An 11,630-nucleotide genomic window follows, 5' to 3' on the forward strand; every position below is an offset into this window, starting at 1 on the left:
CGAGAAGGCGTCTGAGGCAGGTCGCCAATCAGGCCATTTTGTTATGGGTGAGAGGTGGCGCGTGACTTCAGACGGCTCGGACCAGTCCCCAATGGTTGTCCAGCCTGGCCTGGTGCAACGCGCCTGGGTGGGTGTATGTCTGCGTGCTTTCACGTGCCCCAGATGCGCCAGGCACCCGCTGGTGCAACAGGCTCTGGCCCAGGCCACCGGCCCACAGCCGGGCCCCGTCGGATGCCAGCGCGCACACTTCCGTTAGCGCAATCTGCCCAGTGCGCAGCCCTTCGGCATTGAACAGCACTGCGCAGCCTGCCTTGGGGCAGCTCACGGCCCAGCCCTCGGGCGTGGCCACAATGCTGCCGCCATAGCCCTGCAAGTTGGTCGGCGCTTGCACAGGGGGCACGGGCGCCTCCACCAGCGCACTGACTCCAGCCTGTGCTGCATGGCCCACCTGGGGCTGTGCATGCAGTGCCTGCCCATCAAAGCGGGCGTGCACGGGGGCGGCGTGGCGCAGGGCCGGGTCATCGTGCTCAGCCTGCAGCGCAATGCCCAGCAGCGTGCCCGCCGGGTTCCAGGCCAGGTGGCGCAGGCTCAGGCGCGGGTCGTCCAGGCGCCACTGGCCCAGCAACTCGCCGGTGGTGCCATCCAGCCGCACCAGCGATGAATCCATGCGGTGCATGTCGCGCTTGGCACGGCCGGTTTCGGGGGCGGTGGGTACGCCACCGTTGGCCACGATGAGGGTGGGGGCGCCGGTTTTGCTGCTGGCGCTGTGGCGGTCCCAGATCAGCTCGTGCGCATCCATGCCATGGGTTGGCCATTCGGCCACTTTCTCCAGCGTGCGCGCATCGCGCACGCCCACCAGGCTGGCGCCGGTTTCCACGTCGGTCTCGGTGGTGTAGAGCGTTTGGCCGTCTGGGCCCGCCAGCACATGGCCGTTGAAGGTACGGTCTGGAAACGCAGCCTCGGTGGTCTGCCACCGCCACAGCGGCGCCGTGTGGCGGCCCGGGTGCCAGCGCACCATCCAGTCACCAGGGCGGCGGGCCACGGCCAGCACCGATCCATCGGGCAAGGCGACCACCCCGTGGGGGCGCGAGGGCACTTCCAACGCCGCTTGCACGCGCAGTTGCAGGCCCGCCACCGACAGCAGCCCGATGTGAAAACTGCCCTGCGCCTCCCACGCCGCGGCCAAGGTGGCGCTGTTGGTGTGGGTGGCGTTGTTGGGGCGGGTGCTGGCTGTTGCAGCCTGCGCTGCGCCGGGCAGCAGCGCCCAGGGGCTCCACCCCCCAATGCCTGCCAGCAGGGCCAGAGCGGTGCGGCGCCGCAGGGCCGCTGGCGCAGTCTGGCCCGTAGTTGCTGTGGGCTCAATCCCCATCGGCATCTGAAAAGCCAATGCTCACCTGCAGCGCAGGCGCCACTTCCGACTCGGCCAGGAACTTGAGCGCCGCCAGATCGCGCGCAGCCTGCTGGATGGCGGGCTTGCCTTTGACCCCGGCCTTTTGCACCTGCGCCATCGAGGCATCCACCTTCTGCGCCGCCTGGTGGAGCTTGTCGGCCAGCGGGTTCAGCCCCTTGCCGCGCAGGTAGGTCTCCAGCGGTACCAGCGCTTCGCCGGGGGCAGGTGTGGGCGCCTGGGCGCTTTGCTGCGTCACGGTGCTCAGCCCCTTCCAGGTGGCGGCCCAGGCGGCCAGCGTGTCTTGGCTGGCGCTGCGTGGGTACTCCGGCGGCTTGCTGCCCTGGGCTGCGCGCAGGGGCTTTTCCATGTGCGCCCAGCGCAGGCGCTCAATGCCACCCACCCACTGGTTCACGAATTCGCTCATGGCCTGGGTGGACTGCTCTTGCTGTTCCTCGGCACCCCAGTCACTGGCCGCAGTGCGGGCAAAGTCGGCAGCCACAGCGGTGGCTTCGCGGGCCACATCCAAGGCCACTTCATGCGCATAGCCGCAGGCAGGGGTGTTGGGCTGGGCAGGGCGCGTCCACAGCAGCCACTCCAGCGCTGGCAGGCCTTTGGCGGGGGTGCCTATGCGTTCAAACGCCGTGGCTCCCTGGGGTTGCGCCTGGATGGCTTTTTCAATCAGGGCCGGGCGCGTGGGGGCGAAGTCGATGGCGCGCTGGGTGCGGCGCGCAATCACCGGGCCGATGGCGATGGCCGAGAGTTCTTCCCAAGCGCGGGTGGTGCCCAGCCACGCGTTGCGGGCCGACTGCAGTGCGGCCTTGGATGCGTTGTTGTCCGCGTTGCCACTGCACATTGCCGCCATCGCGTTGGTGAGTGCCTGCGCGCTGCGGTCAAACGCCTGGGCTCGGGGCAGGGCCCAGTGGCCGTAGATGCCTTGCAGCGCGTGCACCGTGTCGTAAAACGGCACGGCCTCGCGCTGCCATGTGGGAGCGGGGGGCGCGGTGCGTGTACCAGACTGTGCCTGCGCCACCAAGGGCGACACGGCGGCCACCAGCAGGGCGATTGCAAAGAGGGATGTTTTCATCGCCGGGCCGCCCCAAGATGAAAACGCATCCCCCTCGGGGGGCAGCGACCCGCGCAGCGGTGGAGCGTGGGGGTGGGTTGCCATCGCCGGGCCGCCCCAAGATGAAAACGCATCCCCCTCGGGGGGTAGCGACCCGCGCAGCGGCGGAGCGTGGGGGTTATCCGTCATAGCGATTCCACAAATTTCACGAGCGCTTCGCGGTCAGCCTTCTTCATCTTGAGCACCTGGTCCTTGGCTGCCTCGGCCTCGCCACCGTGCCACAGCACGGCCTCCAGCACGCCCCGGGCGCGGCCGTCGTGCAGCAGGCGGGTGTGGCCGTTCACGTCCTTGATGAGACCGGTGCCCCACAGCGGCGGGGTCTTCCACTGGCGGCCATTGGCGCCAAAGTCGGGGCGGCCATCGGCCAGGCGCTCGCCCATGTCGTGCAGCAGCAAGTCGGTGTAGGGCCAGATGCGCTGGCCGCTCAGGGCCTTGCTCGTCAGGTGCGGGAAGGGGCCGCTTTGCGTGACGTAACTCGGCCGGTGGCAGGTGGCGCACTGGGCTTGCGCAAACAAGGCCTGGCCGCGCAGCACCTGGGCATCGTTGACGCTGCGGCGTGCAGGCGGTGCCAGCGTGGCCTGGTAGAAGATCACGTCGGCCAGCGTCTTGTCGTCAATCTCTACGCCGGGCTGCCCTTGCACCGCAGCGCTTTGGCCGCTGGGCGCAGCCAGGCAGTCTTTTTGCGCGGGGGTGCAGGCCTCGGTGGCAAAGTGGCGCGAGGTGATGCCCATGTCGCCCACAAAGGCGCCGCCCGTCTGGTGCGCAATGGTGGCCACGTTGGCCTTCCAGCCAAAGCGGCCCAGCATCATGCGGCCTGAGGGTGCGTCCCACACCTGGTTGGGTGTGCCCTTGATGGGGCCTGCGGCAGCAGCCTGGTCGGCTGCGTTGGCCAGGATGTCTGTCTCGGCAATGGCTTCAAGCAAGCCCACGCCGATGATCTGCGGCGCAATGCGCGGGCTCAGCATCGCGTCGGGGTGCATGGGGCCGTAGCCCAGGTCGGCAAAGCCATACACGGGCTTTTGCAGCGCGTAGGGCGTGCCGTCCGCAAACTTGCCTTTGACGGTGTCGTAGCGCAGCGTCACGCGGCCCTCAGGCTTCACGCCTTGGATGGCGGCGTTGTTGAATTGGTCGCCGTAGGTGGGCTCGTGTTTGGGCCCGCCGTGGGCATCCGCACCGGGGATGGACAGGCGAATCAGCAGCGCCACCGTCGGGTCTTTGGTCTCGCCCAGGCGGTTGAATATTTCGGGTGGTGCACCCCGGCCGTCCTGCACATGGCAGCCACCGCATGACCGCGCAATGAAGTGCGGGCCCAGCCCGTCGCGGGCTTTGGTGGAGGCAGGGGCCTCGACCCAATTGCGGCGAAAGAACGAGTTGCCAATGACAAAGCGTGTGCGCTCCTCATCGCTCAAGTTGGCGGCGGGGAACGAGAACGCATTGCGCCCCGTGGCAAACACCGTGGTGTCGCCGCCCGTTTTTTCACCCAAGGGGTCGGGCTGGGGCGCGGCCGTCAAAAGGCCCACGCTCAGGCAGGCGAGGGCGGCGATCCCGGTGCTGGCTGCGGCCAGGCGCACGGCGCGTTGGCGGCGAATGGCTTGCGGAATCTGCATGCTCAAGGCTGAACCAGCGTCAGTTTGGTGATGCCAATGGCGTTGGCTGCAGCAACCAGGTCCTTGCTTTGCTGCGTCAGGCTGTCGATGGCTTTCTGGATGCGCTGGCGGCCCGGCGCTTCCTTGCCGCCGATGATTTCGCGGTCAAACGGCGCCTGAATACCCTCGGCCGCAGCGACCGATGCTGCGATTTGTTGGGTGGTCTTTTCGGCCAGGGCCGCGTCCTTGGCGGCCACCAGGTCGCGCAGCGATGGGCCCATGAGCACCGTGCCGTCGGCCTGCTGGTACTGGCCGATCCATACGTTTTGAATGCCCTTGGCGTTGGTCACCGCGTCGCGGTGGGTGTTGTCCGAGAAGCACGAGTGCTCGTCCTCTTGGTCCTGGCTGTTGAGGGCCACCTCCAGCCGTTCACCGGCCAGCTCGCCGCGCGACAGCGAGCCCAGGCCCACCAACATCTTGCGCACCGACTCGCGGTTGCCTTTGACGAAGCGCGCGCGGTAGTTGTTCTTGGCGTCCGGGGCCCAGGCCTTCACCAGCGTGGTCAGGTCATCAATGAGCAGCTCAGTCACCACGTTCAGGTACTGGCGGCGGCGGTCGGCGTTGGGGGCCTTGCCATCCACAAAGTCTTCAAAGTTGCGATTGCCAGGGCCGGTTTCGGACAGGTCTTGGCCCCACAAGAAGAACTCGATGGCGTGCCAGCCGGTGGCGATGTTTTCCTCGCCGCCCCGCTCGTTCTGGGCAGACAGATTCTTTTTGTTGATGACGAACTTGCGGTTGTTCACCAACCCCGCATTGGGCTTGCCCTGCACGCTGTCCACAAACGATTCGTCCATGGGCCAGGCATTGATGCGGCCTTCAGGGCCGTTGTCGTTGTCGATGGGTCCGCCGTAAAAGCGGAAGGCTTCGGTCTGTCCATAAAACTCACGCGCCGCCAGCCAGGTCTTGCGCGCCTCGGCCAGCGTGGCGGCCGAGGGCTGTGCGGTGAAGGCTGTCACCGCCGTTTGCATGGCCTTGGCAGCGGTGAGGGTGTCGCTGTAGCTGGTGTGCACCAAGTGTGCGTAGTGCGCCACGACTTGCGGGGCCGTGGTGGCCGCAGCCTGCACCGGGGCCACTGCCGCCGCAGGGGTTTGTGCATGGGCCGTCAATGAGAGGCAGGCCGTTGCGATCATGGCAGCAGCAAGGGCAGAGGGCACAAAGGAAGAAGTCATGCGCATATTTCCTGAGGGTGGAGTGGCCGTGGCCTGGCACAAGCCCAGGCAGGCGCGGACAAGGTGAATGCCCGCCAGTGGGGCTGTAGGGCCTTGGCGGGTGGGTGGTCGCCACAGGTTTGCAGCGCCTTTGCTTGAAAGGCAAACGGGGGCGTTGCGCCCTGTGGCTGAGCGAATTTTGATTATACAAATGAAAGTGATTCGTATTTGTTTGTTGCAAAAGATGCATGGGGTTCAGGTAATTCAGGGGCGCAAGCGGGTGTTGGTCTTTCACCTCGATAAGGCACCGCCCGTTGTTTTGCATGCTTTCCTGGCCATGGAAGCATTGGCAAACCCTGCCCCCAACTGTCACGAACCAGTCACTGCCGTGTCACAAAGGATTTCTACGCTCCAGAGGTTTTGTGAAACAAACCATTACCGCAAGGAAACCCCCATGACACAACGCATGGACGCGCCCGCACAGGCCGTCGATTTCAACAACGAAGACTCCAACACCTCGGCCAACCCCACGTTTGAATCGGTGCTGGGCGCACGCCTGTCCCGTCGTGGTTTGCTGCGTGGTGGTGTGGGCTCGGTCGGCACCGCTTTGCTGACCGGCTTTGGCGTGACTGCCTGCGGTGGTGGCGACGATGACGGTGCCGCGGCATCGCCCAAACTGCTGGGCTTCAATGCCGTGTCCAAGAGCTTGGCCGATGTGGTGAGCATTCCAGCGGGTTACACCGCCAGCGTGCTGTTTGCACTGGGCGACCCCATTGCGGCAGGCGTTGCCGCCTACAAGAACGATGGTACGGATGCCAACTTTGAGCAACGTGCTGGTGATCACCACGACGGCATGGAGTGGTTTGGCCTGGACGCCAGCGGCAAGCGCAGCGACAGCGCCACCGAGCGCGGCCTGCTGGCCCTGAACCACGAAGCCACCACCGACGAAGTTCTGTCTTCCTTCTTCCTGCACGCCAACGGCGGCACCTCCAAGCTGCCACGCCCCGCTGAAGAAGTGGACAAGGAAACCGCAGTGCACGGCATCGCCGTCATCGAAGTGGCCAAGACCGCAGGCAAGTGGGCCTATGCGCAAAACTCTGCGTTCAACTTCCGCCTCACGCCCCACAGCCCCATTGAGTTGTCGGGCCCCGCACGCGGCAGCGCGCAGCTGATCACCAAGTACTCCCCCACAGGCATCATGACCCGCGGCACGCTGAACAACTGCGGCACGGGTAAGACGCCTTGGGGCACGTTCCTCACGGGCGAAGAAAACTGGGCCAACTACTTCACCCGCGCGGCTGCAGACGATGCCGCACGCGGCAACGACAAGAGCGTGACATCGCTCAAGCGCTATGGCCGTGCCCAGGGCGCTGCATCGCGCCACGGCTGGGAAACCGGCGGCACCGACGACAAGTATGTGCGCTGGAACAACAGCAAGACCGGTGCTTCCACCAACGGCAGCGACGACTATCGCAACGAGATGAACGGCATGGGCTACATCGTTGAGATCAACCCCTACAACAAGTCCGTGAGCGCCAAAAAGCGCACCGCCCTGGGCCGCTTTGCGCACGAGAGCGCGGCCTTCGGCAAGGTGGTGGTGGGCCAGCCCGTGTCGGTGTACATGGGCGACGACTCGCGTGGTGAGTACATCTACAAGTTCGTATCCACCGCGCTGTGGACCGCTGCGGATGCCAACCCCACCGACCCCATGGCCGTGGGCGACAAGTTCCTGGACAGCGGCAAGCTGTACGTGGCCAAGTTCAATGCCGATGGCACGGGCACCTGGGTAGAGCTGGCGATGTCGAACACCGCTATCGCCGCCTACGCAACCTACAAGTTTGCTGACGCGGCAGACATCGCCATCAACACCCGCCTGGCCGCCGACGCCGTGGGCGCCACCAAGATGGACCGCCCCGAGTGGAACGCTGTGAACCCCGCCAACGGCGAGATCTATTTCACGCTGACCAACAACAGCAACCGCAGCGTCAACCCCTCCAGCAGCCAATACCTGCCTGATGCGGCCAACCCACGCGCCTACACAGACATGAAGGGCACCACGGCCCAGACTGGCAACCCCAACGGCCACCTGGTGCGCATGAAGGAAGGCGCCTCCGTGACCGCCTTTGCATGGGACGTCTACCTGTTTGGCGCCGAGTCCACTGCCGACGCCACTCTTGTGAACCTGTCTGCCCTGACGGCCGACCAAGACTTCTCCAGCCCCGATGGCCTGGCCTTCAGCAAGTCCAGCGGCATCTGCTGGATCCAGACCGATGACGGCGCTTACACCGACGTGAGCAACTGCATGATGATGGCCGCCGTACCCGGCTCGGTGGGCGATGGCAGCAAGAAGACCCTGAGCTACACCAAGGCCGATGGCTCCAAGCTGGACATCGTGACCCCCGTGGGCAAGGCTGCCACGGTCGATACGCTCAAGCGCTTCCTGGTCGGACCCAAGGGCTGTGAAATCACCGGCTTGACGGAAACGCCTGATGGCAAGACCATCTTTGTGAACATCCAGCACCCCGGCGAAGCCACCAAAATGGCCGACGTGGCAGATGCCACCAAGTACCAAAGCCAGTGGCCTGCCAACGCAGGCTATGGCGCGGGCAAGCGCCCCCGCTCGGCCACCATCGTCATCACCAAGAACGACGGCGGCATGATCGGTACCTGATCGGGACGCGATCGCTGAGGTCGATCACCGTATCGACCCATCTGGCCCGCAGGCCAGGGTGTTGCCTTCACTGGGCAATCCTCTGGCCTGCGGGCTTTTTGCTTTTGGGACTGAGATGCTGGATTCAGCAGGACTGAACTTGAAAAATCCGTTCAGGCTGAGCTTGTCGAAGCCCTGCGCGGCGCTTCGACAGGCTCCGCGTGAACGGTTTGAGTAGGGTCATGCTGGATCAGCAGGGAGCGCGGGGGGCCTACGTTGCAGAGCAGTGAAACCCTCAGTAGCTCGCTCAGGAATCCGCTCAGTAGGGACTGTTTTCGCCGTACGCAGGCGCAGCGCGCCCCGGTTTGGCCGCACCAGCGGGCGCAGAGTAGGGCATTTGCCCGCTGCCATCCTTGGTGCCTTTGCGCCCGGCAATCTGCCACGCCGTGCGCTGGCCAATCAGGCTGGCCAGAAACTCCATCTCTTCATCGGTGTGGTTGATGGCGCCTGCAGGCGTGAGCAGCCGGCCATTGCGCGGCGCGGTCTCGGCCCAGAACGACTGGTGGTACACCGACTGGCTGAGCAGGCTTTCGCTGCCAGCGGCCAGGTCCACCGTGCCATAGCAATTGCAGAAATAGCCCCGCAGGGCCTGCTCGGGGAACACCTCGGCATACACCCCCGTGCCCCGGATGCCTGCGGTGAGGGTGGGCAGGGCCACTTGCCGGTCTGTGCCCTTGCCCCACACGCTGGCCGCTGCGCCGGTCAGCAAACGCAGCACCTTGACGGTGGTGGACTCATCGCCCTTGCCGTCGCCCTCGAGCGCGACACGCGTGTTTTGCCGCAGCATGAAGGCGCTGCTGCCCACGGCAAACACGGCGGTGGAGCCCGGGCCCGTCTCAATGCGGTCGCCCGTGGCAATGCTGTCGTGTGCCGTCAGCGCCCGGCCATTGCGCAGCACGTCCCCGCGCAGCTCAACGATGTTGCTGCGGGACTGCGCCTGCGCTGCCATCCAGCCACCCGTGGTGGCCCATGCAGCGGCAGCTTGCAGCAGGCTGCGACGCCGGTGCCAGCGCAGCTCGTCTTCAGTTCGGCCCAGCAGTTGGGGCGTCGGAGGGTGGTGTGTCATGGGGTGCCTCGTGCAGCAGGCTCTCGGGCGGCTCAAAGCAGTCCCTGAAGATAAACACCACACAGGTCAGGATCATGGTGGCCATCATCATGCCAGCCGATATGAGCAGCATGCTGCCAATGCTTTCATCACCTAGTCCCAGGCCTAGCAGAAGTGAGATGATGCTGATCAACAGCGCGCCCAGCACCCCAATGCCCAGCCAGGTGAATAGGAACACCAGACAGGCCCCGGCGTTGCGCACGCAGGCCATCATGCTGAAGAACAAGGCTTTGATGGGCGGAATGCCATGCCAGTGCACCAAGCCTGGCGCATGCCAGAACAGCAGTGACAAGGGCAGGGACAGCAGGGTGGCCAGCCACATGGCTTTCTGAAAGCTGGGGTCCGACGCCATTTGCGCAGTGACCGGCATGCCGTCCATGTAGACCTGCACAAAGCGCCCGCCGTCGACCAGTGCCGACAGACCCATGATGCCCAGAAAGCCCAGCGCGTACAGCACGCCCAGCAGCAGCATGTGGCGCAGGTGCTGGCGGCCTTTGCGGAAGGTGACCAGCAGCAGCGCAGGCGTGGGCCGGTGGCCCTGGATGGATTCGCCCGTGGCCACCATCATGGCCAGCGTGACGGACGGCAGCAGCACCAGCGAGGCAATGCTGCCCAGCACGGGCACGCTGGTCAGCAGCTTCATTGCAACATACGATATGAAAAACAGCGCTGCCAGCGCCATGGGCTGGCGCCGGAACGCTTGCACGCCCAGTTTGACCCAGGTGAAGCCAGTCTTGGCGGGAACGATGTGGAGTTTCATGAGGTGGGTGGTGGTGTGGTCCGTGGCGGGCGGTGTGTGTGCCTGCTAGCCCATCGCGCGCCAGGGGGGAATTTACCCCAGCGCGCTGCAGCCGGTCTGGGCAAAGGGCTATCGCATGGGGTTGTGCTGGCGTGTGGCCAGAGCTTGGGTGGCACGGGTGGCCCTGCCAACCCACCGCGTGCGCCGGTGCAGATGGCCCCTGGCAGTGCTCTGTCGCTCTGGCGTTGCAGGGGCGGGCCGCAAGATGGAACTACGGGACGTCAGGCTTGCACTGGGTGCGCAATGCGGTCCTGCAGCACGCGCTCGAAGTGGGTCGGGTCGTGCGGCTTGAGCATGGACGCCTCGCGCGGCAGGTAAAAGTCCCACAGGCGCGAGATCCAAAAGCGCAGCGCCCCGGCGCGCAGCATGGCGGGCAGCAGTTCGCGCTCTGCCGCTGTCAGGGGGCGCACGGCCTGGTAGGCGGTGAGCATGGCCGTGGCGCGCTCGGTGTGGTGTGTGCCGGTGGGCAGGTCAATGCACCAGTCGTTCAGGCACACCGCCAAGTCAAACAGCCAAGTGTCCACGCCCGCAAAGTAAAAGTCGAAGAAGCCCGTCAGGGTGTCTTCGGCAAACATCACGTTGTCGCGGAACAGGTCGGCATGCACCGGGCCACGGGGCAGGGCGGCGTAGGTGGACGACGCGGCCACGTGGTTCTGGTAGGCCAGCTCCGATTGCAGCAGCGCGGCCTGGGCGGCGTCCAGGTGCGGCAGCACCACGGGCACGGTCTCGTTCCACCAGGGCAGGCCGCGCAGGTTGGGCTGGTGGCGGTCAAAGTCGCGCCCCACCAGGTGCATGCGCGCCAGCATGGCACCCACGGCGGCGCAGTGCACGGGCTCGGGGGCCAGCTGGCTTTTGCCGCGCAGCTTGCTCACCACCGCCGCAGGCTTGCCCGCCACGGTGTGCAGGATTTCGCCGTACTTGTCGCCACGCGGCTCGGGCACGGGGATGCCGCCGTGCGCCAGGTGCTTCATCAGGTGCAGGTAAAACGGCAGTTGCTCGGCCGTCAGGCGCTCGAACAGCGTCAGGACGAACTCGCCCTGCGAGCTGGTCAGGAAGTAGTTGGTGTTTTCAATGCCGCCCTCAATGCCGCGCAGTTCCACCAGCTCGCCAATTTGCAGTCGGCGCAGCACTTCGCGTGCATCTTTTTTGGAGACTTCGGTAAAAACAGCCATCGTTCAGCTCAGCAGGGGAGAAAGTAAGGGGGGCGGAATCACGGGCCCAGCCCGTGCCGGGGCCATGGCCCCCATGCGGGTGCGGGGGCAGGGCGTGCAGTGCGGCGGGCCCTCAAGGCAGGCCCGCGCAGGGGTTCAGAACTTCATCACGTTCCACACACGCGGGGCGGTGTTGGTCTCCGCACCGCTGTTGCTGCCAGCGCGGCTGCGGGCACCGTCAGGCGATTTCACTTCATAGGCGGGCATGTCGCTGCCCTTGGGCTGCACGTTGATGCTTTGCGTCTGGCCACCCACGCGCACCTCATCGACGCGGCTGCCGCCATCTTCCACGCGAATGCGCTCGGTGCGCTGGTTGGTGCGGCCTTCCATTTGCTCTGGATTTGATAGCTGCTCGCGCTTTTCCGTTGTGCCCTGAGGGGCATTTTGGTTCGTATTTTGGGCCAGCAGGGGGCTGGACGCCAGGCCCAGCAAAAGAAAGAGGTGGAATGCGCGCATGGGGCCGATTGTAGAGCGCCGTCCAGAGGCCGCTTGCCCGTG

9 protein-coding genes are annotated in these 11,630 nt (G+C 65.6%); 1 reads left to right on the top strand and 8 read right to left on the bottom strand.

Features of this window, described 5'->3' with window-relative positions; translation table 11 throughout:
• Positions 1 to 67 precede the first annotated feature (67 nt).
• From C8C98_RS13605 to C8C98_RS13620, 4 genes are all read right to left on the bottom strand, one after another.
• Complete coding sequence (locus C8C98_RS13605; protein ID WP_121454718.1) at positions 68 to 1,369, bottom strand: DUF1513 domain-containing protein; 1,302 nt, start codon at positions 1,367 to 1,369, stop codon at positions 68 to 70.
• Positions 1,359 to 2,474, bottom strand: coding sequence for an imelysin family protein (locus tag C8C98_RS13610; RefSeq protein WP_121456256.1), 1,116 nt, complete (start codon positions 2,472 to 2,474; stop codon positions 1,359 to 1,361). The genes C8C98_RS13605 and C8C98_RS13610 overlap by 11 nt, the downstream gene beginning before the upstream one ends.
• Before the next feature lie 164 nt (positions 2,475 to 2,638).
• Entirely contained in the window at positions 2,639 to 4,120 is a 1,482-nt protein-coding gene (locus C8C98_RS13615) for a di-heme oxidoredictase family protein (RefSeq protein WP_121454719.1), read from the bottom strand.
• 2 nt (positions 4,121 to 4,122) lie between these two features.
• A complete protein-coding gene (locus C8C98_RS13620) occupies positions 4,123 to 5,328 on the bottom strand; it encodes an imelysin family protein (RefSeq protein ID WP_199726594.1) in 1,206 nt (401 codons plus the stop codon).
• 433 nt (positions 5,329 to 5,761) lie between these two features.
• Between C8C98_RS13620 and C8C98_RS13625 the strand changes: the two genes are divergently transcribed.
• Positions 5,762 to 7,978, top strand: coding sequence for a PhoX family phosphatase (locus tag C8C98_RS13625; RefSeq protein ID WP_121454721.1), 2,217 nt, complete (start codon positions 5,762 to 5,764; stop codon positions 7,976 to 7,978).
• A gap of 298 nt (positions 7,979 to 8,276) precedes the next feature.
• Here C8C98_RS13625 and C8C98_RS13630 read toward each other — a convergent pair whose 3' ends face one another.
• The 4 genes from C8C98_RS13630 to C8C98_RS13645 all read right to left on the bottom strand — a co-directional run bounded on the left by C8C98_RS13630 (position 8,277) and on the right by C8C98_RS13645 (position 11,588).
• Positions 8,277 to 9,083 carry an iron dicitrate transport regulator FecR gene (locus C8C98_RS13630; RefSeq protein WP_121454722.1) on the bottom strand — a complete coding sequence of 269 codons (807 nt, stop codon included), beginning with the start codon at positions 9,081 to 9,083 and terminating at the stop codon, positions 8,277 to 8,279.
• On the bottom strand, positions 9,040 to 9,882 hold the full coding sequence (locus C8C98_RS13635) for a BPSS1780 family membrane protein (RefSeq protein WP_121454723.1): 843 nt from the start codon (positions 9,880 to 9,882) through the stop codon (positions 9,040 to 9,042). Before C8C98_RS13635 ends, C8C98_RS13630 begins: the two co-directional genes overlap by 44 nt.
• A gap of 260 nt (positions 9,883 to 10,142) precedes the next feature.
• The gene (locus C8C98_RS13640; RefSeq protein WP_121454724.1) at positions 10,143 to 11,093 is read right to left on the bottom strand and encodes a homoserine kinase; all 951 of its coding nucleotides are present in this window, start codon (positions 11,091 to 11,093) and stop codon (positions 10,143 to 10,145) included.
• Between the two features lie 135 nt (positions 11,094 to 11,228).
• Positions 11,229 to 11,588: a hypothetical protein gene (locus C8C98_RS13645; RefSeq protein ID WP_121454725.1), complete on the bottom strand. Its 360-nt coding sequence runs from the start codon at positions 11,586 to 11,588 to the stop codon at positions 11,229 to 11,231.
• Positions 11,589 to 11,630: the final 42 nt, after the last annotated feature.

It is taken from the genome of Acidovorax sp. 106 (assembly GCF_003663825.1).
Taxonomy (GTDB): Bacteria; Pseudomonadota; Gammaproteobacteria; order Burkholderiales; family Burkholderiaceae_C; genus Acidovorax.